22 protein-coding genes are annotated in these 24,642 nt (G+C 61.5%); 13 read left to right on the top strand and 9 right to left on the bottom strand.

Translation table 11 applies throughout. The features are described from left to right. Window positions 1-31: 31 nt before the first annotated feature. On the top strand, window positions 32-1,429 hold the full coding sequence (locus tag OCT39_RS07135; RefSeq protein WP_263586972.1) for a bifunctional DedA family/phosphatase PAP2 family protein: 1,398 nt from the start codon (window positions 32-34) through the stop codon (window positions 1,427-1,429). 173 nt (window positions 1,430-1,602) lie between these two features. Here the strand turns inward: OCT39_RS07135 and OCT39_RS07130 are convergent, their stop codons facing one another. Genes OCT39_RS07130 through mpl form a run of 3 tightly spaced genes read right to left on the bottom strand, consistent with a single transcriptional unit; the run spans window position 1,603 to window position 4,297 of the window. After that, window positions 1,603-2,226 carry a LysE family translocator gene (locus tag OCT39_RS07130; protein WP_263586971.1) on the bottom strand — a complete coding sequence of 208 codons (624 nt, stop codon included), beginning with the start codon at window positions 2,224-2,226 and terminating at the stop codon, window positions 1,603-1,605. A gap of 55 nt (window positions 2,227-2,281) precedes the next feature. Continuing rightward, window positions 2,282-2,920, bottom strand: a complete 639-nt coding sequence (locus tag OCT39_RS07125) for a flavin prenyltransferase UbiX (RefSeq protein ID WP_263586970.1) — start codon at window positions 2,918-2,920, stop codon at window positions 2,282-2,284. Further along, window positions 2,921-4,297: a UDP-N-acetylmuramate:L-alanyl-gamma-D-glutamyl-meso-diaminopimelate ligase gene (gene mpl / locus OCT39_RS07120; protein ID WP_263586969.1), complete on the bottom strand. Its 1,377-nt coding sequence runs from the start codon at window positions 4,295-4,297 to the stop codon at window positions 2,921-2,923. It lies immediately after the preceding gene. Window positions 4,298-4,515: 218 nt separating this feature from the next. Here mpl and OCT39_RS07115 point away from each other — a divergent pair, with 218 nt between their 5' ends. Next, entirely contained in the window at window positions 4,516-4,902 is a 387-nt protein-coding gene (locus tag OCT39_RS07115; protein WP_263586968.1) for a glutaredoxin family protein, read from the top strand. A gap of 15 nt (window positions 4,903-4,917) precedes the next feature. On the opposite strand, the gene OCT39_RS07110 is transcribed toward OCT39_RS07115, so the two are convergent. Further along, a complete protein-coding gene (locus tag OCT39_RS07110) occupies window positions 4,918-5,472 on the bottom strand; it encodes a hypothetical protein (protein WP_263586967.1) in 555 nt (184 codons plus the stop codon). Between the two features lie 307 nt (window positions 5,473-5,779). Between OCT39_RS07110 and OCT39_RS07105 the strand changes: the two genes are divergently transcribed. The 7 genes from OCT39_RS07105 to pepQ all read left to right on the top strand — a co-directional run bounded on the left by OCT39_RS07105 (window position 5,780) and on the right by pepQ (window position 13,883). Continuing rightward, entirely contained in the window at window positions 5,780-7,366 is a 1,587-nt protein-coding gene (locus OCT39_RS07105) for an ABC transporter substrate-binding protein (RefSeq protein WP_263586966.1), read from the top strand. Between the two features lie 161 nt (window positions 7,367-7,527). Beyond that, entirely contained in the window at window positions 7,528-8,577 is a 1,050-nt protein-coding gene (locus OCT39_RS07100; protein WP_263586965.1) for an ABC transporter permease, read from the top strand. Further along, window positions 8,574-9,509 (top strand): ABC transporter permease, encoded by a 936-nt coding sequence (locus tag OCT39_RS07095; protein ID WP_263586964.1) that lies wholly within the window; start codon window positions 8,574-8,576, stop codon window positions 9,507-9,509. Before OCT39_RS07100 ends, OCT39_RS07095 begins: the two co-directional genes overlap by 4 nt. Before the next feature lie 7 nt (window positions 9,510-9,516). Further along, window positions 9,517-10,533 (top strand): ABC transporter ATP-binding protein, encoded by a 1,017-nt coding sequence (locus OCT39_RS07090; RefSeq protein WP_263586963.1) that lies wholly within the window; start codon window positions 9,517-9,519, stop codon window positions 10,531-10,533. Beyond that, the gene (locus OCT39_RS07085; protein WP_263586962.1) at window positions 10,530-11,609 is read left to right on the top strand and encodes an ABC transporter ATP-binding protein; all 1,080 of its coding nucleotides are present in this window, start codon (window positions 10,530-10,532) and stop codon (window positions 11,607-11,609) included. The genes OCT39_RS07090 and OCT39_RS07085 overlap by 4 nt, the downstream gene beginning before the upstream one ends. A gap of 49 nt (window positions 11,610-11,658) precedes the next feature. Further along, on the top strand, window positions 11,659-12,570 hold the full coding sequence (locus OCT39_RS07080; RefSeq protein WP_263586961.1) for a LysR family transcriptional regulator: 912 nt from the start codon (window positions 11,659-11,661) through the stop codon (window positions 12,568-12,570). Window positions 12,571-12,581: 11 nt separating this feature from the next. After that, the gene (pepQ, locus tag OCT39_RS07075) at window positions 12,582-13,883 is read left to right on the top strand and encodes a Xaa-Pro dipeptidase (RefSeq protein WP_263586960.1); all 1,302 of its coding nucleotides are present in this window, start codon (window positions 12,582-12,584) and stop codon (window positions 13,881-13,883) included. 39 nt (window positions 13,884-13,922) lie between these two features. Here the strand turns inward: pepQ and OCT39_RS07070 are convergent, their stop codons facing one another. After that, the gene (locus OCT39_RS07070) at window positions 13,923-14,699 is read right to left on the bottom strand and encodes a TatD family hydrolase (protein ID WP_263586959.1); all 777 of its coding nucleotides are present in this window, start codon (window positions 14,697-14,699) and stop codon (window positions 13,923-13,925) included. A 119-nt stretch (window positions 14,700-14,818) separates the two neighbouring features. Then, window positions 14,819-15,427, bottom strand: a complete 609-nt coding sequence (locus OCT39_RS07065; RefSeq protein WP_263586958.1) for an OmpW/AlkL family protein — start codon at window positions 15,425-15,427, stop codon at window positions 14,819-14,821. Between the two features lie 612 nt (window positions 15,428-16,039). Here OCT39_RS07065 and OCT39_RS07060 point away from each other — a divergent pair. Further along, window positions 16,040-16,894 (top strand): AAA family ATPase, encoded by an 855-nt coding sequence (locus tag OCT39_RS07060; RefSeq protein ID WP_263586957.1) that lies wholly within the window; start codon window positions 16,040-16,042, stop codon window positions 16,892-16,894. A 3-nt stretch (window positions 16,895-16,897) separates the two neighbouring features. After that, window positions 16,898-18,073, top strand: a complete 1,176-nt coding sequence (locus OCT39_RS07055) for a vWA domain-containing protein (protein ID WP_263586956.1) — start codon at window positions 16,898-16,900, stop codon at window positions 18,071-18,073. Window positions 18,074-18,162: 89 nt separating this feature from the next. Here the strand turns inward: OCT39_RS07055 and OCT39_RS07050 are convergent, their stop codons facing one another. Then, a complete protein-coding gene (locus OCT39_RS07050) occupies window positions 18,163-18,723 on the bottom strand; it encodes a hypothetical protein (protein ID WP_263586955.1) in 561 nt (186 codons plus the stop codon). Window positions 18,724-18,900: 177 nt separating this feature from the next. Here OCT39_RS07050 and OCT39_RS07045 point away from each other — a divergent pair, with 177 nt between their 5' ends. Next, the gene (locus OCT39_RS07045; RefSeq protein ID WP_263586954.1) at window positions 18,901-19,338 is read left to right on the top strand and encodes a RidA family protein; all 438 of its coding nucleotides are present in this window, start codon (window positions 18,901-18,903) and stop codon (window positions 19,336-19,338) included. A gap of 8 nt (window positions 19,339-19,346) precedes the next feature. On the opposite strand, the gene OCT39_RS07040 is transcribed toward OCT39_RS07045, so the two are convergent. After that, entirely contained in the window at window positions 19,347-20,834 is a 1,488-nt protein-coding gene (locus OCT39_RS07040) for a cobyric acid synthase (RefSeq protein WP_263586953.1), read from the bottom strand. A gap of 98 nt (window positions 20,835-20,932) precedes the next feature. After that, a complete protein-coding gene (locus tag OCT39_RS07035; protein WP_263586952.1) occupies window positions 20,933-23,302 on the bottom strand; it encodes a S8 family peptidase in 2,370 nt (789 codons plus the stop codon). Window positions 23,303-23,642: 340 nt separating this feature from the next. Between OCT39_RS07035 and OCT39_RS07030 the strand changes: the two genes are divergently transcribed. Beyond that, window positions 23,643-24,563: a glutaminase gene (locus OCT39_RS07030; protein WP_263586951.1), complete on the top strand. Its 921-nt coding sequence runs from the start codon at window positions 23,643-23,645 to the stop codon at window positions 24,561-24,563. The last annotated feature ends 79 nt before the right edge of the window (window positions 24,564-24,642 follow it).

The raw sequence follows: 24,642 nt of genomic DNA, 5'->3' as shown, positions 1-24,642 counted from the left end.
CACAGCACCCCGACCATGAACGGAGTCTTTTGTGTCGCTCGCCGAACAGCTGATGGATCTATCGCTTTCACCTTTTACGCTGCTTCTTCTGATCTTTTTGATATCGGCGCTCGAGTCGCTGGCCGTGGTGGGCCTTTTGGTCCCCGGCGTGGTGCTGGTAACCGCAGCCGCCTCCATGGCGGGCCATCAGGGAGTGGATATGCTGGGGCTGTTGCTGGCCGCGTTTTTCGGCGCGGTCGCCGGCGACGGAGTCAGCTTCAAGCTCGGCTATGACTACCGCGAACAGATAACGCGCCGGTGGCCGCTGTCCCAGCATCCAGAGTGGCTGGAGCGCGGGAGGCGCTTTTTCGAGCGTTACGGTATCTATTCGGTGTTCATCGGCCGCTTCGTCGGGCCGGTGCGGCCCATCATTCCGCTGATTGCCGGCATGATGCGAATGCGCCCGCGTACCTTCGTATGGGCCAACCTGAGCTCGGCGCTGGTATGGGCACCCGCCTACGTGCTGCCGGGCTATCTTTTGGGCCACACCTGGCAGCGCTACCTGACACTTCCGCCTAACATCGAAGCCGCACTGATGGTCATTGGCGCGATCACAGTGGCACTGGCGGTCGTGTTCTCCTGGGGGCGCGCCCAGGTGGGACGCCACGGCCGGCTCTATTTGATGACCGCGCGCCTGGCGCGGCGTCTGCCTTTGGCGCGCCGCCCCTGGCTTGCCATGAGTCAGTCCGGCGAAGTACCGCTGGCCTCGCTGCTGCTGTTGATCATCGCACTGACGGGGTTCTGCGCCTGGACGTTGTACGTGCTGACCTCCCCGGAGTCGCTAACGCTCGATCTGCAGGCCCAGCGGCTGTTCGACTGGCTTCGAACCGAGCCGCTGCTGTGGTTTAGCCTGGGGTTGGCCAAACTCGGCGACAAGCTCGGCATTGCGGTACTGATGACGCCCTGGGCGCTGTGGCTTGTGCTCAAACGGCGCTTCGACGTGCTCGCGTGCTGGGGGGCAGCGCTTGGCGGCGTTGCGCTTTTAAATATTGTCGGCAAGGCGGTATTCGGCCGCGCCCGGCCGGAGACGCCGGATTACCTGGTTGGCTCGCTCTCCTACCCCAGCGCCCATACGTCCGGCTTCGTGGTAGTGGTGGGTCTTGCCGCCGCGTTCATCGCCGCCGAGTGTTCGCGTCGCTATCGCCTGTGGGTCTACTGGGCAGCGATCATCATCGTGCTGCCCATGGCGCTGTCGCGACTTCTGCTTGGCGTGCACTGGCTGAGTGACCTGATCGGCGGGGCGCTTCTGGGGCTTTCGGTCTGCGCGCTGACCCGGCTTTTATGGCAACACCGTGCGCGGGCGCCGCTGTCACCCTGCCCGTTTACCGCGCTGATGGGAATAACGGTAATACTGGTCGGCCTGCGCATCGCCTTTTTGCCGCCGGTATAGTCAAAGCGAGCTGCCTAGGGTCTTTCTGAAAAGTCGGTGAGTGAAGACAAGACAAGGCAAAAATTGGCGAAGAAACGGAGTTTACAGTGTGTAAATGAGTATTCTGATCGAACTCGCGCACGAGCCAATTTTTAACACCGTAATGTCGAGCGTAGGCACTTTTCAGACAGAGCCTAGCCCAGCGCCAGCCAGAGCCCCACGCCGATCATCAGCGTGCCGGCAATGCGGTTCATCAGGCGCACGTTACCGCTTTTGCCCAGCGTTTTACGAAGGGTCTTGCCGCCGGTGGCGTAAACCAGAAGGCTTGCAAACTCGATGACGAGAATCACCGCGATCAGCGCGACGAGCTGGTGAAAAAGCGCCCGGCTGCTGTCGAGAAACGGCGGCAAAAGGGCGACGAAAAACGCCCACCCTTTCGGGTTGGCAATCGCCGTGACGAACCCTTGGCTTGCCAGCTGAAGGCGCCCGGCAGGCTTTCCGGTCTCGATCTGGTCAGGAATCGCCATGCGCCCTCGCGAGCGCCACATCATCACGCCAAGATACGCAAGATACGCCCCGCCAACCCACTTGAACACGGTAAAGAGCGCCGGCTGCTTGAGCATCAGCGCGGCCACGCCAGCGCCCGCCGCTGCGGCCACCAACCCCACGCCCAGAAGCTCCCCGGCCATCATCCAGAGCGTGCGTTTGACGCCCTGGGTCATGCCCAGCACCATTGAAAGCGTCATGCACATACCCGGCGTCAGCGATACGAACAAAAAAGTGGGAATGAAGACGGAAAGCGTGGCCCAGGAGAGCATGTGCGTGAATCCTTGAAAAAGTCGATATGAACGGCCAAACCTCAGCGGGGCCTACCTATTCGCCTTCGCCCCAGCGCGGCATCAGGGTGTGGGCGATACCGAGCTGATTGAGAATGCGCGCGACGATGAAATCGATCATCTCATCGATCGTGCGCGGGCGGTGATAGAACCCGGGAGCGGCAGGTAAAATCACCGCGCCCAGCCGGCTCAGCGTCAGCATGTGCTCGAGATGAATCGCCGAGAACGGGGTTTCCCGCGGTACCAGCACCAGCGTTCGCCGCTCCTTGAGCGCAACGTCTGCGGCGCGCTCGATCAAATTGTTGCTCGCCCCCGTGGCGACCGCCGACAGCGTGCCGGTCGAGCAGGGGCAGATCACCATCGCCGACGGCGCCCCGGAACCCGAGGCGACCGGCGCCATCCAGTCCTCGCGGCCGAAGCAGCGAATCTGGCCCTCGAAGGCCCCGCTCAGCGCCGTCAAGGCCTCCTGCAGACGCTCGGGCTTGGCGGGCAGATCCACATCGGTTTCGGTTGCGATCACCATGTGCGCGGCCTTGGAGATCATCACCCACACCTCGTGGCCGGCCTCGATGAGCACCTCGATCAGTCGCAGCCCGTACTGGGCGCCGGAAGCGCCGGTCAGCGCCACGCTCACTGGCGCCTTGAAGGTTGGCGCGGTACCTGGCTGTGTCGACATTTAGCTCTCCCTGGCGCGAAGCGCGCTCAAAAGCCGTTCGTGAACCCCGGCAAAGCCGCCGTTGGACATCACCACGATGCGATCCTGAGGCAGCGCCTTGGCCACCACCGCACTGACCAGCGCGTCGATATCGTGATAGAGCGCGCCGTGGCCCTGCTCGTCGACCAGCGAGGCCATCGACCAGTCAAGCCCGGCAGGTTCGAACCAGAACACCGCATCGGCATCGTCTACGCAGGCTTTCAGGCGGTCACGCAGCGCTCCCAGCCGCATGGTATTCGAGCGCGGCTCGATGACCGCCAGAAGCCGCCCCTTGGGCGTGGCAGCGCGTAGGCCTTTCAGGGTCGCGGCGATTGCCGTGGGGTGGTGGGCAAAATCGTCGATCACCTGAACGCCGGCGATGTCGCCGCGCACTTCCTGGCGGCGGCGCGGGGTTTGAAAGCGTGAAAGCGCAGCACAGGCCCGCGGCAGGTCCACGCCCAGCTGGCGCGCGCAGGCGAGTGCGGCGAGCGCATTGCAGGCGTTGTGCTCGCCGGTCAGCCCCCACTCCACCACGCCATCCTCAGAGGTGTCGCCCTGCTCGAAAATGACCTTGAACCGGCTGGCATCCGGCTGCTCCAGCTGGTAACGCCAGGGGCTTTGCGCGTCGCTCCCGAAAAAGGTTACCGGTGTCCAGGCGCCCATGTCGAGCACGCGCGAAAGCGCCGGCTGATGGTCGGCCACCAGCAGCAAGCCGTTGCCCGGCACGGTGCGCACCAGGTGATGGAACTGGCGCTCGATCGCGGCCAAGTCCGGGAAAATATCGGCGTGGTCGAACTCCAAATTATTGAGCACGGCAACGTGTGGACGGTAGTGGACGAACTTGGAGCGCTTGTCGAAAAAGGCGGTGTCGTATTCGTCGGCCTCGACCACGAAGGGGCCATTCGGTGCCCCCAGGCGCGCCGAGACGCCGAAGTTGCGCGGCACGCCGCCGATCAGAAAACCCGGCGCCTGGCCCGCGCTCTCCAATAACCAGGCGAGCAGGCTCGCCGTGGTGGTTTTGCCGTGGGTGCCGGCAACGGCGATGACCTGGCGGCTGGGGAGCACGTAGTCGGCGAGCCACTGCGCGCCGGAGGTGTAGCGCAGCGTCGAATTCAAAAGCGCCTCGACCTCGGGGTTTCCGCGCGAGAGTGCGTTGCCCACCACCACCAGGTCGATATCCGGGCCGAGATTCTCGGCGCGGTACCCCTGCATCAGGGCGATACCCGCCTCCTCGAGCTGAGTACTCATGGGCGGGTAGACGTTGGCATCCGATCCGCTGACCCGGTGGCCAAGCTCGCGGGCCAACAGCGCCAAACTCCCCATGAAAGTGCCACAGATACCGATAACATGCAGATGCATGGGTCGCTCCCTTACTCGCCGACATCGCGTTTGCAGCGGCGCACATGAAAAACGTAAAAAAATCAGCCGATGAGACTAGCATGCCTTGGCCGAGCGCTCACCACTGCGGCTCAATTAATCCGCCCACGGTGTGACAACGAAGGCGCTTTGTAGCAGGATTGCCGCTTTATCCACCCACCCTTTCGAGCGGGGCGCTATTTCGCCCTTTGGAGTACACGATGCGTAGTGTGATTCGCACCTTCTTTCGCGGCGTTCGCCTGGTAGTGACGCCGTTCATGCTGGCTCAGGAAAAACTCTCCACGCCCCAGGGTAAGGAGCGCACGACTGATGAGCAGGCCCAGGTGGATGAAGCTTGCCAGGCACTTGCGCTTTACCAGTTTCGTAGCTGCCCGTTTTGCATCAAGGTACGCAAGGAGATCGCCCGGCTGAATCTCCCTATCGAAACCCGCGATGCCCAGCACGACGCCGAGCACCGACAGGCGCTCGAGCAAGGCGGTGGCAAGATCAAGGTGCCGTGTCTTCGCATCGAACGCGACGGCGGTCAGACCGAGTGGCTTTATGAGTCCAGCGACATCAACGCTTGGCTCGAATCGCGCTTTGGCTAGCCCTTGAAACTGTCTTTAAAACTCCACCCGCCGAGCGCGCAGCTCGAAGCGCCCCGAAAGCGTGGCGGGCTCATTTTCGCTTTGGCCCCCGGGGGCGCGCTCGAGCTCAAAATCACCGTCGATCCGACCGACAAGCGTGAGCCAGGCGCCATCGCGCTCGGCGCGTGTCAGGGTGACGTTAAGCGCGCCAGCCGCCGCGTGGTACACGGGCCCGGTGGTGTCACTGCTAATGAAGTAGACCGCTTCGGCTTGCTCGAGCGTTAGCGTCTCGCCCGCCTCGCTCAGCGATAGTCGCAGCGCCAGCGAGTCGCGGGGGCTCGGATCACTAGCGTCGGTAAACCCCGTAATATCGACCACCAGTGCCTGGCGCTGCTCGACGAAACTGGCGCTGACATCCTCATTTTCTCCGTGGAGATACCAGGCCATCGGCTCATCGTCGAAGGTGGCGCTGATCGCCGGCGCCGGCTCGGTGTCTGCCAGCACTGTCGCCGATAAAAGCGTTGCTAACGCGGCGTGCATGGTCAGCGCGCCCAAAAGGCGTCGTAAGGATGTCAGCGTGCGCGCAATCATGGCGTTCTCCTGTTCTGGCAGGGGATAAATCATACGTTAGTTTTATTTCATATATAAGGCACGGTGCGGCCTGGCGCCGGCTCATTCAGCAGATGAATGAGTCGTGTCATTTTTTCGATTGTGTCCGGTGATGGCCTCTCTCTATGTTATTAGCACTGCGCCGTTGAGGGCGCGGCACTCTCAAAACCTCCTTCGAGAGTGCCGCTTGGCGTTCGATGCTGGCACTGACCGTGTCTTTTGAACCAGCGCCGGTAGCTCAACGGCGCGGGTCACAGTGAATCAACAATAACGTGGGATGGGAACAAACATGACGTCCAAAAAAGCCGTTTTTAAAAAAACCCTGCTGGCTTCGATCATCGGCGCAGCCTTTGCAGGCTCCGCGCTTGTGTCGACGGCGGCGAGCGCCGAAACACTGCGTATCGGCTACGCTGCCGACCCGGAAACGCTGGATATTCACGAGCAACTCTCCGGCGGTATGCTGCGCTTTTCACATCTCTCTTTCGACCCCCTGGTGCGTTGGACCAAGGATTTCCAGTTCGAGCCGCGCCTGGCCACTGAGTGGGAACAAGTCGACGATACGCACCTGCGCATGACGCTGCGTGAAGGGGTGACCTTCCACTCCGGCAACGAGTTCACCGCCAAGGACGTGGTCTGGACCATCGAGCGTCTCAAGGAGAGCCCGGACTACCGCGCGATCTTCGAGCCGGTCGAAAGTGCAGAAGCCATCGACGACTACACCGTCGAAATCACCACTGCCGAGCCCTATCCGCTGCTACTCAACCTGGCCACCTACATCTTCCCGATGGACAGTGAGTTCTATACCGGTGAGACAGAGGATGGCAGCGACAAGTCTGAAATCGTCAAGGCAGGCGACTCCTTTGCCTCGCGCAATATCTCGGGCACCGGACCTTTCGAGGTCACCAGCCGCCGTCAGGGCGTGCAGGTGGACTTCGAGCGCTTCGACGACTACTGGGATACCGAAAGCGAAGGTAACGTATCCGAGATCATTTTGACCCCGATCTCCGAGAACGCCTCCCGCGTGGCTGCCCTCCTCTCCGGCGGCGTGGACTTCATTGACGCCGTACCGCCCAACGATCTGGATCGCGTGCGTGAGGCACAGAATATTAATCTGATCGAGGTGCCCGGTACGCGCATCATCGGTTTCCAGCTCAACGAAGAGCGCGTCGAGGCGTTTCAGGATGTTCGCGTGCGCCAGGCCGTGGATCTGGCCATCAACCAGGAAGGCATCGCCGATCGTTTGATGCGCGGCTTCGCCACACCCGCCGGTCAGCTCTCCGCTGAAGGCTACGTCGGCCACAATCCAGAGCTTGTTCCGCGCTACGACATCGAACGCGCTCAAGAGTTGATGACGGAAGCGGGCTATGAAGATGGCTTCACCATCGACATGATCGCCCCGAACAACCGCTACGTGAACGATGCCCAGATCGCCCAGGCCGTCGCCAACATGCTCTCGCGCATCAACATCACCGTGAATCTTCGCACCATGCCGCTGGCCCAGTACTGGCCGGAGTACGACGAGCGCGGCTCGGACATGGCGATGGTCGGCTGGCACTCGGATACCGAAGACACCGCCAACCTGTTCCAGTACCTGACCTTCTGCCCGGATGAAGAGACCGGCGCTGGCCAGTACAACTACGGCGGCTACTGCAACGAGGAGATCGACGCGCTGGTGACCGAGGCCGACAGCGAAACCGATCTGGAAAAACGCGCCGAGATGCTGAAAGAAGCCGAAGCCATGCTTTACGAAGACGTGGGCTACATCACGCTTCACTGGCAGAACCTGGCTTACGCCGCTGCCGACGGTGTCGACATCGAGCCGGTCGTCAACGCGATCGACTTCCCCTACCTGGGCGATCTGGTCATCACCCGGTAATTCCAGGGTCACTACGGCCCATCAGGCTCGACGCTTTAGCACGGATGCTTCGCTCTCCACCCGGTGGAGAGCGAAGCGTTGCGTTGGGCTTTATCCGGCATTGACCCCAGAGCTTTTTGCCAACGACCTTCCTGATAACGTACACACAGGTGGCGTACGCCATGATTGCATTTCTCATCAAGCGGCTGATGCACGCGGTACTGGTGATGTTCGTCATCAGCGTGCTGGCCTTCGCCATTCAGGACAACCTGGGTGACCCGGTACAACAGCTGGTGGGTCAGTCGGTCCCCGAAAGCGAGCGCGAGGCGCTGCGCGAGCGTTTGGGTCTCAACGACCCCTTCCTGGTGCAGTACGCGCGCTTTGCCACAAACGCCCTTCAGGGCGACTTCGGCCAGTCCTATTTCTACCGCGAGCCGGCGCTGGAGGTCATCGCCCGCCACCTGCCGGCAACGCTCGAGCTGGTGTTCGCTGCCACGCTGATCATCGTCGTGCTGTCGGTGCCGATCGGGGTTTACAGCGCGATCAAGCCGCGATCCCTCGTGTCGCGCTTTTTCATGGGTGTATCGATCATCGGTATCTCGGTCCCGGTTTTTTTGACCGCGATCGTGTTGATCCAGATTTTTTCGATCGGTATCACGATCACGCTCTTTCCCGAGCAGACGGCCTGGGGTGCCTGGCTCAACGGGGTGCTCTCGACCTCGGGTAACATGCCCTCCTTCGGTCGCGGGTATGATCTCGTCCACGTGGTCGGCCACTGGGACACTAATCTGGCGAGCCTGAACGGTTTACAGCATCTGGTGCTGCCCGCCATTTCGCTCGCCTCGATCATGCTGCCGCTGTTCATTCGCCTGATTCGCGCCGAGATGATGGAAGTGCTGCAGTCCGAGTACGTGAAGTACGCCCGCGCCAAGGGCATTTCGATGCGCCGCATCTACTTCGTTCACGCGCTCAAGAACACCATGCTGCCGGTCATTACGGTCGGCGGCGTGCAGATCGGCACGATGGTCGCCTATACCATCCTGACCGAAACCGTTTTCCAATGGCCCGGCATGGGACTGATGTTCCTGGAAGCGATCAACCGGGCCGACATTCCGCTGATCGTCAGCTACCTGATGATCGTCGGCGTCATTTTCGTGGTGACGAACACCATCGTGGATTTGATCTACGGCTTCGTTAACCCCACCGTCAAACTGACAGGTAAGCCCGCATGAGTGCCACGACCGCCCCGAGCCGCTGGGAGCGCCTGCGCGACTCCTATCTGTGGTACAGCTTCAAGCGCGACCGCACCGCCCAGCTGTGCCTTTTCGTCTTCATTTGTTTGGTGATCGCAGCGTTTGCCGCGCCGTTGATCGCCCCGACCGACCCCTATGATCTGCGTCAGATCAACATTCTCGACTCGGAATTGCCGCCGTTCTGGATCGACGGTTTCGATGAGCGCTACACCCTGGGCACCGACGCTCAGGGGCGCGATCTCTGGTCGATCATTCTTTACGGGACGCGCGTGTCGCTTCTGATCGGCTTCGGCGCGGTGATTCTGCAGGCGCTGATTGGCGTCACGTTTGGCCTGATGGCCGGCTACCTTGGCGGGCGCGTGGACGCGCTGTTGATGCGCCTGGCCGACATCCAGCTGTCGTTTTCGACGCTAATGGTGGCCATCGTGGTCGGCGCGGTGGTCAAGGCGACCATGGGTAGCGCCTTTTACAGCCAGTACGCGGTGATCATGCTGATTCTGATCATCGGCCTGGCCGAGTGGCCGCAGTACGCGCGCACCGTGCGCGCCTCGGTGCTGGCCGAGCGGGGCAAGGAGTACGTCGACGCCGCCCGCGTGATGGGACTCAAGAGCCGGCGCATCATGTTTCGCCACGTGCTGCCCAATACGCTGTCGCCCATTTTCGTCATCTCCACGGTACAGATCGCCAACGCCATCATCTCCGAGGCGGCGCTCTCGTTTCTGGGCCTTGGCATGCCGGAGACCCACCCGTCGCTTGGCTCGTTGATCAAGGCCGGGTTCGACTATATCCAGTCCGGCTCCTGGTGGATCACGCTGATTCCGGGTGCGGTGCTGGTGGTGCTGGTGCTCTCGATCAATTTGCTCGGTGACTGGCTGCGCGATGTCATGAACCCACGACTCTACAAGGGGTGAGACCACCATGGCACTACTCGAAGTTTCAGGACTCGACGTGCGCTTTGCGCTGCGCCAGGGCGAAGTACGCGCGCTGCGCGACGTCAGCTTCACCCTGGACCGGGGCGAGCGCCTCGGCATCGTTGGCGAATCCGGCGCGGGCAAATCCGTGGCGGCCTTCTCGCTTTTGAACCTGATCGCCAAACCCGGCTTTATCGCTGGCGGTAGCGTCACGTTCGAGGGCCAAACGCTCAACACGATGTCCGAGCGGGCACTCAGGAAGGTACGCGGCCACCGTATCTCGATGATCTTCCAGGACCCGATGATGACGCTCAACCCGGTGCTGTCGATCGGCGAGCAGATGGTGGAGTGTCTGAAAGCGCACCGCCGGATCTCCAGCAAAGCCGCCCGCGCCATTGCGCTGGACAAGCTCCAGCAGGTGCAGATCCCGTCGCCGGAAAAGCGCCTCGATCAATACCCGCACGAGCTCTCCGGCGGCATGCGCCAACGCATCATCATCGCCATCGCGCTGCTGCTCGATCCGGACATCATCATCGCCGACGAGCCCACTACCGCGTTGGATGTCACCATCCAGGCCGAAATCATGGCGCTGCTGCTCGATTTGTGCGAGCAGCACAACGTCGGTTTGATCCTGATCACCCACGACCTGGGTGTGGTTAGCCAGGTCACCCAACGCATGCTGGTGATGTACGCCGGACGGGTGATCGAGCAGGGCCCGACCCGCGAAATCATCAACGACCCGCAGCACCCCTACACCCAAGGGCTGATCAACGCTCTACCGCAAATGGCCACGCCCGGCGAGAAGCTCAACCAGATCCGCGGCAGCATGCCCTCACTTTCCAATTTGCCCAGCGGCTGCGCCTTTCATCCGCGCTGCGACTTTCGCATTCGCTCAAACGGCGAGCCGCGCGCGGCGTGCGTCGAGCAGGTGCCCGGCTTCGTCGACACCGGGAACTGCCGAGTGGCCTGCCATATGGTGGCGGAAATGCTCGAAGACCGTCGGCTGAAGGAGGAAACCCCATGAGCCTCGAGGCGACCCACGCAGAGCCGACCGAGAACGTCATCGCAAGCGATGCGCCGAATAGCGCGCGCGGCGATGCGCTGCTTGAAATTCGTGACCTGAAAAAGCGTTTCTCGCTGTCCGGTGATTTTCTCGATCAGCTGCGCTTCAAGAAAGGCAGGATCACACGCCATCAGGAGCACGTGCACGCGATCAATGGCGTCAATCTGGACATTCAGCGCGGCGAGGCGCTTTGCGTGGTGGGCGAATCCGGCTGCGGCAAGTCGACGGTGGCACGTACCGTCATGGGGCTTTTGAGCCCCTCGGAAGGCGAAATACGCTATGACGGTCAGCGTATCGACGATTTGAGCGCGCGAAAGCTGCTGCCCTATCGCAAGCGCATGCAGATGATTTTTCAAAACCCCTACGCCTCGCTCAACCCGCGCATGACCATCCAGCAAACCCTGGAAGAGCCGCTGCGCTTTCATCACCCGGAGTGGGACCGCGCGAAGGTAGCCGACAAGGTCGAGACGGTGATGCGCTCGGTGGGCATCGACCCGGACTGGGGCAAGCGCTTTGGCCACGAGTTCTCCGGCGGTCAGCGACAGCGCATCGCCATCGCCCGGGCGCTTGCGGTGGACCCGGAATTCATCGTCGCCGACGAGCCGATCTCCGCACTCGATGTCTCCATTCAGGCCCAGGTGCTGAACCTTCTGATGGACGCTCAGCGCGAGCGCCACCTGACCTATCTGTTCATTACCCACGACCTGGCGGTGGTAGAACATTTCGGCACGCGAGTGGCGGTCATGTACCTGGGCACGGTGTGCGAAATCGCGACCACTGCTACGCTATTCGACAAGCCGCGCCACCCCTACACCCAGGCGCTGTTATCGGCGATACCGCGGCTCAAGGATGACCGGCCACAACATATTCGCCTTTCCGGCGAGGTGCCGACGCCGGTGAATTTGCCCAGCGGCTGCGTGTTCCACGGACGCTGCCCCCACGCCAATGCGCGTTGCAAGGCGGAGATCCCGCTGTTGCAAACCCAGCCTGACGGCACCCGGGTGGCCTGTCACGGCGTCGAAGAGGGCCGACTGTGACGCCGCGTCACCCGTCTGGCGTCGCTTTTTCATCACGATGGGGTAAGGCATGGAAATCCGCTGGCTAGAAGACTTTATCGCCCTGGCCAGAACCCGGCACTTCTCGCGGGCGGCGGACGAGCAGCATGTCACCCAGCCCACCTTCTCAAGGCGTATCAAGCTGTTGGAAGAGGAGATGGGCGCGACGTTGATCAACCGCCAAACGCTGCCGCTATCGCTGACCCCGGCAGGTGAAGAGTTTCTGACGCTTTGCGAGCAGATCACCGACCGCGTGCGCCTGACCCGCGACCGGGTGCAGGAGATCAGCGCCGGCGAGCAGCGCCGCATCATGTTGGCCGCGCCGCAAAGTCTCTTGTCACGGTTCATGCCTGAGTGGCTCGAAGGACTGGGCTGGCAGCATCAGGTCCAGCCCTACCTGCGGGCGACGGGCTGGGCGGCCAGCGACTACTTTCAGGCGCTGGGCCGCGCCGAATGCGATCTGGCGATCTGCTATTGGCCGACCGGGCGTTTCGATCCGGATATCGACACCAGCGCCTGCGTTTACCGGGTGATCGGCACCGAGCGGCTGATTCCCGTCATCGCGGCAAGCCTGACCCATCAGCCCGGCGCCCAGCTTCCCGGAAGCCCCACCAAACCGGTGCGCTGGCTTGCCTATCCCAAGCGCAGCCTGCTGGGCGGGGCGATCAAGGCCCACCTGGCAAGGCTTTCGCACAGCAGCTACCTGAGCGCGCAAAGCGACAATCTTTTTGCGGCGAATATCAAGGAACTCGTGCTTCTGGGCTATGGTATGGGGTGGCTGCCCGAGCGAAACGTCAGCGCCGAGCTCGAAAGCGGCGCGCTGGTGCGCGCCGGGGATACTCGCTTCGACGTGTCCACGGAGCTTCGCCTGTACCGCCATCAGAAAAAACACCACGCCGAGCTGGAGAGGCTCTGGAGCGAGCTACCCGCGCTTCACGTTTAAAAGGGACGACCATGTCAGAGACACTTTTTGCCTTACAGCTGGCGCACTTGAAGCGCTTGGATCGCGCCTACGCCGGGATTCTCGAGCGCGAAGGCCTCGAGAGCGTGGCCATCTACAGCGGCCATAGTGAGCCCTTCTTCGCCGATGACCACGCACCCGCTTTTCAGGCCTATGGACACTTCATGCACTGGGTCGGCTTGGCCGGGGCCGAGCGCAGCTGGGTCGTCATCAAGCCAGGGCAAAAGCCCCAGCTGCTGCTCTACGCCCCGAGCGATTTCTGGCATCTGACGACCACTCTACCCGAAGAGCCCTGGATCGAAGCCTTCGATATCACGCTCTGCAAGGAGCCCACCGCTCCAGCGCTTTCGTCCAAAGCGGCGGTGATCGGCGACGTCGAGCGCCTGGACGCGCGTCAGCAAAAGGCGCTGTCCGGGGCGCAGTTCATGCCTCAGGCGCTGATCACCGCGCTCGACGAGCTGCGCGTGATCAAAAGCGACTACGAACTCGCCTGCCTGCGCGAGGCTAACCGTTTGGCCAAGGCGGGCCATCAGGCGGCCAAGGCGGCGTTCATTGGCGTGGGCGCCGAGCTCGACGTTCAGCTTGCCTACCTGGGCGCGAGCCGTCAGCGCGAGTCCATGGTGCCTTATCAGAATATCGTCGGTTTGAACGGCCACGCCGGCGTGCTGCACTATCAGCACTACGACCTGACTCCGCCGAAGCACAGGTACAGCCTGCTGGTGGATGCGGGTCACCGCTTTCGCGGCTACTGCGCCGACATCACCCGCACCCACGTCGGCCCGGACGCGCCGGAAATCTTCGCCGCTCTGGTCGTGGCGCTGTACGGGCTCAAAAACGAGCTGGTTCAGAGCATCGGACCCAACGTCGAATTTTTGACGCTGCACCAACAGATGCACCGCCGCCTGGCGAACATTCTGGTGAGTTTCGATCTTTATAAGGACAGCGTCGAAAGCGCAGTCGATCTCGGCGTTACCCGCGCCTTTTGCCCTCACGGTCTTGGCCATCTGCTGGGCCTACAGGTACACGATGTGGCGGGCCTCAAGAGTGAAAGCGGCTCTCCCCTGCCCGCCCCGGAAGAGCACCCGGCGCTGCGCCTGACCCGCACGCTCAAACCCGGCATGGTCGTCACCATCGAGCCCGGGCTCTACTTCATTCCCATGTTGTTGGCCCCACTCAAGGAGCGCGAGCTTGCCATCAACTGGCCGCTGGTGGACTCGCTAATCAACTGCGGCGGCATTCGGGTCGAAGACAACGTCGTGGTCACCGAATCGGGGTTCGAGAATCTAACGCCTTGAAGCGGGCGCCCTGAAGCAGAGAGCGAGGCAACCCGCCGGCTAAATTCCAAAAAGCCGGCGGCTGTTGTCGCGGATGGCATCGAGGATCTCCTCCGGTGACTCTTCGCGAATCTCGCAAAGGCTTTTAAACACGTGTTGAATACGCTCGGGCCGGTTGGGTTCGCCCTGAAACCCCTGAACGGGCATGTCCGGCGAGTCCGTTTCCAGCAGCAGTTTTGAGAGCGGTAGCCGCGCAAGCGTACGGCGCGTCTTGGTGGCGCGCTCATAGGTCATGGTGCCGCCTACGCCAATAAAATAGCCCACCTCGATGAACGCTTGAGCCTGCTGCAGGCTTCCGGCAAAGCCGTGCACGACACCCGTTTTAGGTAGCGCCAGGCGACGCAGGTGCATCGCGAGCTTATCGTGGGTGCGCCGCGAGTGCAGGATCACCGGCAGCTCGAACCGGCGGGCCAGTTTGAGCTGCGCGTCGAGCAGCGCTTCCTGCTTTTCGAACTGCGGGTTGTCGATAAAGAGATCCAGCCCGATCTCACCGATGGCGACCAGTTTCTCGGGGCGCTTTTCGAGCCACGCCTCGAGCTGGCTCACGTGCTCCTCCTTGAATTCACTAATGGTTATTGGGTGAATCCCGAGCGCGGCATGGATGGGCTCGAACCGCTCGGCCAGCGCCATGACGCCGTCGAAGCGCTTTGCCGTAACGCCAACCGCAATAATCTTTTCAACACCCGCCTGACGTGCCTGCTCCAGACTCCGCAGCTCATCGCCATAAAACGGGGGGAAGTCGAAGTGGCAGTGAGTATCAACGAATCCTGCGGTCATGCCGGCTCTTCTCCAGGGCTTTTACAGGTGATAGTAAATCGGTTAGATGCGCTCATACAAAAACGCCCGGCTTTCGCCGGGCGTTTCATGTTCATGGATCGAAAATCGATCACGCCATTTTAGAAGCGTAGTGTAACGCCGCCGCCAATGGTAACCGGGTCCATTTCGACATTACCGATGGTGTCGCCGTTGACACGATAGTCGGAATCGACGTCGGCATAGTTGGCAAAACCGTTGAGCATGACGTTATCGGTGACTGCCAGATCGATACCTACCTGGGCCGCCGCGCCGTAGCTGTCCTTGATTTCGACATCGCTCGGCACACCGGAGAAACGGGTGTAGTTGAGACCCGCACCCACGTAGGGCTGCACTTTGGACTCGTAGCCACCCAGCGGGTAGTAGTTGACCATCAGGTTGACCGGCAGGCGGTCGGTAGTACCCACGTCGCCCAGGGCGTCAGTGTTCAATTGATGCTCGAACTTCTCAGAACCGTTGAGTTCGATGCCCACGTTGTTGGTGAACAGATAGCCCAAACCGTAGGTGAAACCGCTTTCGTTTTGAACATCCAGCGAACTACCCAGAAGGTTACCGTTGCTGGAACCGGTATCGGTTTTAGCGTAACCGCCGCGAACGAAGACGTCACCCGCCTGGTAGGCAAGCGCGGTCTGGCTTGCCATTAGAACGCTTGCAGAAATTACGGCAGCTGAAATTACTTTAACTTTGCTCATCACGGTCATCCTTTTAGTTTGCCGATGGCTCAATTTGCCACGAACGACGCCGTTGCCTCCGGCTTACTTATACAATATATACTAATCGAACAGTGTTTCCAAACATTCAGTGGAAGTCTTTTATAATATTTTTTTCTAACGACCGCTGTTTTATAGGCATAAAAAAAGGTCCCCCGAAGGGGACCCAGGTGGAGCACGCCAGCTCACTCGGTGTATCGTCCGGTTGGACGACATGGCAACGAAGGGAGAATCGAGAAGTCGTTTGATTCTATTCGTATGCCTCTTGCCCATTTATATTGCGAGCGGCGTGCCACTATTTTTTTACACTTTAAAAATCAACTACATATAAAAAAATTCCGTATCACCACTTACTGCGCCCCTGTTCATGCTCTTTTAACGCGCACCATCAGCGGGCACAAAAACCCGTTTTTGCATCATTGCGTTGCACTAAAGTCGTATTCGATCGGAAAATTTTCGCTGCTTCAGCCACTTGCCGTACTGCTGGCCCCAGCGTTACGCGGTGACGACGCTTTGTGACACGCCACGTGCCACGTAAACTGATCCGCTATCGCATCTTGATCCGCTTCCCATCCGGCCTTCAAAGGAGCCCCCATGGCGTTCGATTCCACTACCTCCTACATCGCAACCGAGGCGCTCAAGCAGGCGGTCAACGCGGCCGTTATGCTCGAGCGCCCGCTCTTGATCAAGGGCGAGCCGGGGACAGGAAAAACGCTGCTGGCCGAGGAGCTTGCCCGCTCGTTCGATACCGAGCTTTTGACCTGGCACATCAAGTCGACCACCAGGGCGGCTCAGGGGCTCTACGAATACGATGCGGTCAGCCGGCTGCGCGACTCCCAGCTGGGTGTCGAGGGTGTCGAGAACGTCGCCAACTACATTCGTCCCGGCAAGCTGTGGGAAGCGTTCACCGCCGATAAGCGCGTAGTGCTGTTGATCGATGAAATCGACAAGGCGGACATCGAGTTCCCCAACGATCTACTTCAGGAGCTGGATCGCATGGAGTTCTTCGTTTATGAAACCGGTGAAACCGTACGCGCCCGGCACCGCCCGATCATCATCATTACCTCGAACAATGAAAAAGAGCTGCCGGATGCGTTTTTACGCCGCTGCTTTTTCCACTACATCGACTTTCCCGATCGCGACACCCTGCAAGCGATCGTCGATGTCCACTTTCCCGACATCGCGCCAACGCTCGTTTCCGAGGCGCTCAACGTCTTTTTTGAACTGCGCGAGGCGCCAGGGCTCAAGAAAAAGCCCTCGACCTCGGAGCTGGTCGATTGGCTGAAGCTTTTGATGAGCGACGAGCTTTCCCGTGAAGCGCTTTATCACCGCGACCCCTCAAAAGCGCTGCCGCCCATGGCCGGGGCGTTGATCAAAAACGAACAGGATACCCATCTGTTGGAACGTCTCGCGTTCATGATGCGCCGCCAAAAAGGGCCGGGGCGTTAAGCCATGTTCATCGGCCTGTTTGAGACGTTGAAGCGCACTGGGGTGCCGGTTTCGCTGCGCGAGCTGCTCGACTTGCACGCGGCTCTCGAGTCCGGCGTGGTATTCGCCGATATGCAAAGCTTCTACCATGTCGCGCGCACGGTGATGGTCAAGGACGAGCGTTACTTCGACCGCTTCGATCGCGCCTTCGCTGCCTGGTTCGAGGGGCTCGAAAGCGTGGAGGCCGGCATCGAGGCGCTGATTCCGGACGAGTGGCTGCGTCGCGAATTCGAGAAGCAGCTCTCCGAGGAGGAGAAAGCGAAGATCGAGTCGCTGGGCGGGCTCGAGGCGCTAATCGACACCTTCAAAAAGCGTCTGGAAGAGCAGAAAGAGCGCCACGCCGGCGGCAACAAGTGGATCGGTACCGGCGGCACCAGCCCCTTCGGCGCCTACGGCTACAACCCGGAAGGCATCCGTATCGGCCAGGACGGCTCGCGCCATCGCCGCGCCACCAAAGTGTGGGACGAGCGCCGCTTTCGCGACTACGACGACAGCCTGGAGCTTGGCACGCGCAATATCAAAATGGCGCTACGTCGGCTTAGAAAGTTCGCCCGCCAGGGCGCGCGTTCAGAGTTCGACATCAAGGGCACCATTCGGGAAACCGCCCGCGATGCGGGGCTTTTAAACGTGCAGATGCGTCCGGAGCGCCATAACGCCGTCAAGATCCTGCTGTTTTTGGACGTCGGCGGCTCGATGGACGATCACGTGCGCGTGTGCGAGGAGCTCTTCTCCGCGGCGCGCTCTGAGTTCAAGTACCTGGAATACTTTTACTTTCACAACTGTGTCTACGAAGGCGTCTGGAAAAACAATCGCCGCCGCGGCAGCGAACGTCTCTCGACATGGGAGCTTCTGCGCACTTACGGGTCGGATTACCAGGTCGTGGTGGTGGGCGATGCGGCGATGTCACCTTACGAGATCACCCACCCGGGTGGGAGCGTCGAGCACTTCAACGAGGAGCCGGGAGGCGTTTGGCTAGAGCGTTTGACGAAGCACTTCCCGAAACTCGTATGGCTCAACCCGGCCCTGCCGCGCACCTGGGAGTACACCTACTCGACGAAGCTGATTCAGGAGATCGTCGAGGATCGCATGTACCCGATGACCGTCGAAGGGCTCGAAACGGCCATGCGCGAGCTTTCGTGAGTGCTTTGATGTCGTCAGTGCTTTGATGTCATAAGTGCTTTGCTTTCGCAGCCACTTTTTATACGAGCAAAGGCCAGGCTCGAATGACGTTAAAGCGCGCTCGGCGCGCGCTCGAGGCCTTCCAGGAAATCACGCTTGGCCGCCTCGAACGCTTTCGGGTCGTGCTTGAAGCGACGCAGTATCCGGTCGTGATCCAGCGTCAGGGTGGGTGAAACGTCCTCGAGACGCGTCGCCGGATGGCGGGCGTTGAGTCCGACCCGCTCGCCGTTTTCGCCGTCGAACCAGCGCTTGAGTCCGCAATCCTGATAAAACGCCACCTGAGAGGGCTCGCCCACTTCGACCTTGAGCGGCACGTTGAGGCTAAGCTCGCTGATCAGCCGCGCCCTGGCGCCCTCACGCTGCTCCCAGGCCAAACTCAGCGTCATGCCCTCGCCCTTCTCGTCGAGCACCAGTAGCGCCAGCGCCAGAATCTCGCCGCCGCTTCCCGTACCGGCGATGAGCCGCGCGGCTTCCTGCTCGAACAAAACGTTTTGGGTGCCCGTGAAGACCACCAGCGGGGTCAGGCCCGCCTGCTGGCCGTACACCTTTGCACACAGTTTGGCGAGACACGCGCGGCGCTCGCGGGGCTCTTTAATCTGGACAACCTTCATTGCGCTCTCTCATCGTGCTTATTTCTGACCAACATCGGCGCGCGTGCAGCGCCGTTCAAGGCTCGCAAGCCTAGAGCAAACCGCGCCTGGGTGCCAGAGCGATCACGCAAAGCAAGCGCTCATGTGCCAGGCTGGTCGCACAGAACGCAATATCCCCCAGGCCGACAAGGAGAGCCCGTGCCCCAGTTCATCAACGACCCGACCCTGCCCAAACCCGATTTTCCCGGCAGCCACATGGTGGTGGATGACCAGTATGTGTTCATTTCCGGACTGACCATTGCCGATATCGTCGAAGAGGATCAGGTCATCGGCGACGTCGCCAAGGAGACCCACCGTATCATGCGCGAGCTCGAGCGCATGCTGCGCCAGGAAGAACTTGAGTGGCGCGATGTGGTCCGCGTCGATATTCACATGACCGACCTTGGTGAGATCAGCAAACTCGACAGCGTCTACGCCGAATTTTTCGACGCGGGCCAGTACCCGGCGCGTACCTGCACCGAGGCGAGCCGCCTGTGCAAGGGCAGCAACGTGGAGATCACGCTGATGGCGAGCCGCAGCCGACGCTCACAGAAAGAAGGCAACCCCCAGCCCGATTCGGATACCGGCCCGGAATAACCCCTTCCCTATTCCAAACGCCTTCGAGCCTGGCCTTTGCTCGAAGGCGCGTTTTCGAGTATGTCGAGAATTCGCTCGATATCCAGATGCGCCTCCAGCGTGTCGGCCAGGCGTTCCAGCTCGCGCTCGCGATGGGCGCTATAGTCGACCACACTGCTCGATGCCAGCCCCAGCCGCGCAAGCAGCGCCTGACACGCCTCGGCGCCATCGAACACCCCGTGAAGGTAAGTGCCCAGCACCTGGCCATCTTCGCTTATGGCACCGTCGAGATGACTGCCCAGATCGAACAGCGCGCGCTCCAACGCGGCGCCGTGACTAACGCCGTTGTGGATCTCGTAGCCGCTCACGCGCACGCCCTCTTCGATCATCACTCCGTCCACGTTTCGAAGCTGTTTGCCTTTGGCCATGGTCGTGGTGAGCGCCAAAAGCCCGAGCCCCGGTACGCGCCCGGCGGGCCCTTCGAGCCCCTGCGGGTCCTCGACCCAGTCACCGAGCATTTGAAACCCACCGCAGATCCCCAGCACGCGCCCGCCGTAACGCAGATGGCGAGTAATCGCCGCCTCCCAGCCATTTCGCTTGAGCCAGCCAAGGTCGCTCAGCGTGCTCTTGCTGCCGGGCAGAATGATGGCGTCTGCCGGAGGAATCGGCTCGCCTTCCTGAACGAAGCTCAACGTGACCTGGGGGTGCAGGCGTAAGGCGTCGAAATCGGTGTGGTTGCTGATGCGAGGAAGCCTGGGCACCACCACGTTCAGCGTTTGGGCACTTTTTTCGGCCTGAACCCCGGCGATAGCGTCCTCAGCGTCGAGCAGGTGGCCCTTGAGATACGGCAGCGTGCCGAAGACCGGCTTGCCGGTGTGCTGAGTGAGCCACTCGAGGCCGGAGCCGAGCAGGCCGATATCACCGCGAAAGCGGTTGATGATGAAGCCTTGAGTGCGGGCCTGCTCGGACGCGCTCAAAAGTGCCAGCGTACCGACGAGCTGGGCGAACACGCCGCCGCGGTCGATATCGCCGACCAGCAGCACCGGGCAGTCGACGGCTTCGGCGAAGCCCATATTGGCGATATCGCCTTTTCGCAGGTTGATCTCGGCAGGACTACCCGCGCCTTCGGCGATGATCACGTCGAAGCGCTCGCTCAGCGCCTCCCAGGCGGCCATGACGCTCTCGGAAGCGGTGCGTTTGAAGGTGTGGTAGTCGAGCGCGTCCATATGGCCATGCACGCGGCCGCGCAGAATCACCTGGGCACCACGGTCGCTTTCGGGCTTTAACAGCACCGGGTTCATGTCGCTATGAGGCGCTACCCCCGCCGCCATCGCCTGCAGCGCGGTGGAGCGGCCGATTTCGCCTCCGTCGACAGTCACGGCGCTATTGAGTGCCATGTTCTGGGGTTTGAAGGGCGCCACCGATACGCCGCGGCGCGCCAGCACCCGGCAAAGCCCGGCCACCACCGTGCTCTTACCCGCATCCGAGGTCGTGCCCTGAATCATCAGCGTGGCCATACGCGCGCCCCTATTTAAAAGGGCGAACTCTAGCGGCTGGCGGCGGGGCTGGCAATGGCCATAGCAGCCGCCATGCAAAGGGAATGGGGCGGCGTCACCTACCAGCGGTAGCGATAGTTGACCACCGCCGCCGTATCGTCGGGCGCGTCGGCGTCGTGGCCGGGCTCGAGGGTGTGCAGTAGATTCACCTGCCACTCGCTATGTTCGCTACTGGCGAAAGCGTAACCAAGCTCGATGTCCACCTGACGCCCGGAAGGCGACAGCGACGCCTCACGGGTTTCGCGCACCACGGTGCCGTCGAGGTGCCGACCGACCGGCACCTCGACGCTGGCATCTGCACTCTCGATGCGCAGCGGCTGGCGAACGCTCAGCGCCAGCCGTTCATCGGCGCGCGCCCCCTGGCCCTGCCACTGCGCGCCCAGCGCCATCTCACGAGCCACGATGTTATCGACGCTTGCCAGCAAACCGCTGCCACCGGCATTACCACGGGCCTGCTCGAATTCGGCGAACCCGCTGAAGCCGCTGCCCAACACCATTTGAAGTTCGACGCCAGCAAACGTCATGTGGTTGTTTTCCCCGAGGCTCAGTGCGCCGGTGCCGTGAGCGCCAAGCAGTCCTTCCTGCTCGTTCAGCCGGCCAATATGGGTCGCGAGGCTCAGCGCCGGCGTCAGTGTGAACGAGGCGCCGATATCCGAGCGGTTCGAGCGGTAGCGGCTCTCCTTGGAAGCTTCGACGTCGCCGGCCCAGTGCGAGGCGCTCACCTCGACACGCTCGCCCAGCGCGTAGCGGGTTTGCACGCCGCTGACGCTATCGAGCCCTTGGGTCAGCGCCGAGCCGCCTTGAAAGGAGATCATCGGCATCATCGACGACTCGGCGTAGCCACTCATCGGGCTTGCCTGATCGCCGTCGAAGCGAAAAGCGCTGAAGCCAGCCGCGCCGAGACCGGCCGTGCCGAGGCCCGCCGCGCCGAAGTCCACGTCGAAACGACTCGCAAGCGGGGTGCCAGCGCTATCCGTGCTCGCCGTGAACTGATAAGCGCCGCTGTCTATGAACTGTGTATCGACCGCCTGAACCGAAGCGCTGGCAACGCGCTCCATGCTGTTGCGCAGCTGGTCATCGTACGCTTTGCGCGGCTGAGCATTGCCGCTCAGGTCGATCGCGTAGTCGCGCCCCAGCGCGTCGAACGCCGCAACGTTTTCAAGCGCTTGGGTACTGGCGAGTGCATCGCCGTAGGCGCCGGAGAGCTGGGCGAAGGAGGCGCTGGCAGATTCACCGCCAAGTGCCACGCTCTCGCCGCTGGGAACGACCAGCTCGCCGGCAGGCGCCAGTGCCGCGTCGATATCGGCGGCCCCCTGACCTAAATAGAAGAAACCACAGTTGGCGGTGCCTGAGGCGCCGCAGCTGTTTTGGCCAAACAGTGCGCTGTCGCGGCGCGCGGTTTCCAGCAGGCGCTGGCTCACCTGCTGCGCTGTCAGGTGAGGCCAGCGCGCGATGATTCCCGCAGCGTACTCCGCCACCCGGGGCGCCGAAATGGACGTGCCCTGCGCCCCCACCTGACGGTTGACGAAAGGCGCGGCCAGCGTGCGCGACTGTAGCCGGGCATCGTCGCCTGGAAAGCTGCTCAACGGGTGCAGATTGCCCTGCTCATCACTGCCCACGGCAATCAGCGTCATCTCGAAAAGCGCCGGCTGGCTTGCATACAGCGGTTTGCCTTGGGTATCGATTGCCGCGCCGCTGTTACCGGCGCTGACGACATACACCGCGCCCTTGCCATCGTTGGCATTAACGACACGCTGATAGGACTCATTCGTCGAAACGCCGTTAAAGCTCAGCCGCGGGTCACTGGCCTCCAGCCGCCGCGAGAAGCTGGTATTGATGACCCGCGCCCCGCGAAGCGCCGCCTCGCCAATACCGTAATCCAGCGTACTGCTGTAGGTCGTCCCACTGGCATCTTCTACCTTGATCAGATCCAGCCGGGCGTTACCGAGCTGACCGCCGGAAATAGTCGAGGCGACCACGCTGCCGTGCCACTCATTGCCCCCGCTTACATCCTTGAGCCCGGTATGCACGTTCAGGCTGTCGATCACGACATCGTTATTGAGGATACGGTCGATATCGAAGCCGCTATCGACGATGCCGACCCGCACACCCAGCGGCTCGATCATGGGATATCGATTGGAAGGCGCTTCATCCGTGGGTGATTCCACGGGCACCCGACTGACCGGCGGCTTTTCGATCGGCGGCGGTTCAACCGGAGCAGGTGCAGGCGCAGGAGGCGGTTCAACCGGGGCGGGGGCAGGCTCGGGCTGGTAAATGCCGGTAGAGGAGTCATCCGGGGCGCCACCTCCCCCACCGCCGCCGGAGCTGCAGCCGGCAAGTGAAACGGCGGAAAACGACAGTGCGACCGCGACGACCAGCGAGCGAGGTTTGAACGGCGCGGCAGGCAAATGAACATTCGAGATTTTCATGGGAGCCCTTTGAATGAGCGTGACGGCGAGCAGGAGAACGTCCAACGCCGTACCGCAAACCCCGACGGTGTCATTCTCGCATTTAGTGCGCCAAATCTAGCCCATTTTTATTAGACCATTTAAAAGAGTTAGGCCTTTAAATGGGGATATTTCGTCAAATAATGAGCATCCCCCTCTTCGGTCCTATAATTCTTTTTAATGAATCACCGGTTGGTCATTCAAGCCGCTTTCATCAAACGCTCACTACCGACCCACGGCAAGCCTTGCACCGACCGCTGGGCAGACAAGCTGCGCGGTTTCGGCTAGGGTAATTGGCCCTTTACGCCATCGATCGCCAGCCATGCAAACGCTTTTAAACGACATCACCGAACAGCTCGCTCGTGAAACCGAGCGCGGCAAGGTCGCCGACTACATTCCCCAGCTCGCCGAGGTCGACCCTCATCAGTTCGGTATCAGCCTGGCCACGGTCGAGGGCGAACGCTTCTCGGCCGGGTGCGCGGCCACGCCGTTTTCGATTCAGAGCATTTCGAAGGTGTTCACGCTCACCATGGGGCTTGGCAAGCTCGGCGACGGCCTGTGGGCCAATGTCGGCCGTGAGCCTTCGGGAGATCCGTTCAACTCTATCGTTCAGCTCGAACACGAAGGCGGCAAGCCGCGTAATCCGTTCATCAACGCCGGTGCGATCGCCGTGGTGGATGCGATCATGATGGGGCACGAGCCGCGGGAGTCGCTTGCCGAGATTCTAAGCTTCGTGCGCTATATCGCCGACGATACGAGTATCTGCTTCGACCGCCAGGTCGCCGCTTCTGAGATGGCGCACAAGGACCGCAACGCCTCGCTTGCCCACTTCATGAAGGCCTTCGGGCGCCTTCGCCACGATGTCGACAAGGTGCTGGGCACCTATTTTCATCAGTGCGCCATCGCCATGAGCTGCGAGCAGCTCGCTCACGCCGGGCTCTTTCTCGCCTCGAACGGGGTCAACAAGCCCAGCAACCTGCGCGTGGTCTCGCCCCAGCGGGCGCGGCGGATCAACTCCTTGATGATGATGTGCGGCCATTACGACGCCTCCGGCGAGTTCGCCTTTCGCGTGGGGCTTCCGGGCAAAAGTGGCGTCGGCGGAGGCATTCTCGCCATCGCCCCAGGGCGCGGGTCGCTGGCAGTCTGGTCGCCGGGTCTCGACACCTACGGCAATAGTTTGCTGGGCGCCCGGGCACTGGAGATGTTCGTCCAGCGCACCGGCTGGTCGGTGTTTGGGCATTAATTAAACCTTTCCCGTTTTTTTAAAACGGACATCCAACCGACACGGCGTTGTCATGAAGCACCGCTAGCCTCTGTGATCA

This window comes from Halomonas sp. GD1P12 (genome assembly GCF_025725645.1).
Classification (GTDB): domain Bacteria; phylum Pseudomonadota; class Gammaproteobacteria; order Pseudomonadales; family Halomonadaceae; genus Vreelandella.
This window is presented reverse-complemented; position numbering and strand designations above follow the sequence as displayed.

Excerpts from the sequence above, each read along its gene's own strand:
- OCT39_RS07130 (WP_263586971.1), bottom strand. The coding sequence starts at position 2,226 with ATGCTCTCCTGGGCCACGCTTTCCGTCTTCATTCCCACTTTTTTGTTC.
- OCT39_RS07125 (WP_263586970.1), bottom strand. The coding sequence starts at position 2,920 with ATGTCGACACAGCCAGGTACCGCGCCAACCTTCAAGGCGCCAGTGAGC.
- mpl (WP_263586969.1), bottom strand. The coding sequence starts at position 4,297 with ATGCATCTGCATGTTATCGGTATCTGTGGCACTTTCATGGGGAGTTTG.
- OCT39_RS07115 (WP_263586968.1), top strand. The coding sequence starts at position 4,516 with ATGCGTAGTGTGATTCGCACCTTCTTTCGCGGCGTTCGCCTGGTAGTG.
- OCT39_RS07110 (WP_263586967.1), bottom strand. The coding sequence starts at position 5,472 with ATGATTGCGCGCACGCTGACATCCTTACGACGCCTTTTGGGCGCGCTG.
- OCT39_RS07105 (WP_263586966.1), top strand. The coding sequence starts at position 5,780 with ATGACGTCCAAAAAAGCCGTTTTTAAAAAAACCCTGCTGGCTTCGATC.
- OCT39_RS07100 (WP_263586965.1), top strand. The coding sequence starts at position 7,528 with ATGATTGCATTTCTCATCAAGCGGCTGATGCACGCGGTACTGGTGATG.
- OCT39_RS07095 (WP_263586964.1), top strand. The coding sequence starts at position 8,574 with ATGAGTGCCACGACCGCCCCGAGCCGCTGGGAGCGCCTGCGCGACTCC.
- OCT39_RS07090 (WP_263586963.1), top strand. The coding sequence starts at position 9,517 with ATGGCACTACTCGAAGTTTCAGGACTCGACGTGCGCTTTGCGCTGCGC.
- OCT39_RS07085 (WP_263586962.1), top strand. The coding sequence starts at position 10,530 with ATGAGCCTCGAGGCGACCCACGCAGAGCCGACCGAGAACGTCATCGCA.
- OCT39_RS07080 (WP_263586961.1), top strand. The coding sequence starts at position 11,659 with ATGGAAATCCGCTGGCTAGAAGACTTTATCGCCCTGGCCAGAACCCGG.
- pepQ (WP_263586960.1), top strand. The coding sequence starts at position 12,582 with ATGTCAGAGACACTTTTTGCCTTACAGCTGGCGCACTTGAAGCGCTTG.
- OCT39_RS07070 (WP_263586959.1), bottom strand. The coding sequence starts at position 14,699 with ATGACCGCAGGATTCGTTGATACTCACTGCCACTTCGACTTCCCCCCG.
- OCT39_RS07065 (WP_263586958.1), bottom strand. The coding sequence starts at position 15,427 with ATGAGCAAAGTTAAAGTAATTTCAGCTGCCGTAATTTCTGCAAGCGTT.
- OCT39_RS07060 (WP_263586957.1), top strand. The coding sequence starts at position 16,040 with ATGGCGTTCGATTCCACTACCTCCTACATCGCAACCGAGGCGCTCAAG.
- OCT39_RS07055 (WP_263586956.1), top strand. The coding sequence starts at position 16,898 with ATGTTCATCGGCCTGTTTGAGACGTTGAAGCGCACTGGGGTGCCGGTT.
- OCT39_RS07050 (WP_263586955.1), bottom strand. The coding sequence starts at position 18,723 with ATGAAGGTTGTCCAGATTAAAGAGCCCCGCGAGCGCCGCGCGTGTCTC.
- OCT39_RS07040 (WP_263586953.1), bottom strand. The coding sequence starts at position 20,834 with ATGGCCACGCTGATGATTCAGGGCACGACCTCGGATGCGGGTAAGAGC.
- OCT39_RS07035 (WP_263586952.1), bottom strand. The coding sequence starts at position 23,302 with ATGAAAATCTCGAATGTTCATTTGCCTGCCGCGCCGTTCAAACCTCGC.
- OCT39_RS07030 (WP_263586951.1), top strand. The coding sequence starts at position 23,643 with ATGCAAACGCTTTTAAACGACATCACCGAACAGCTCGCTCGTGAAACC.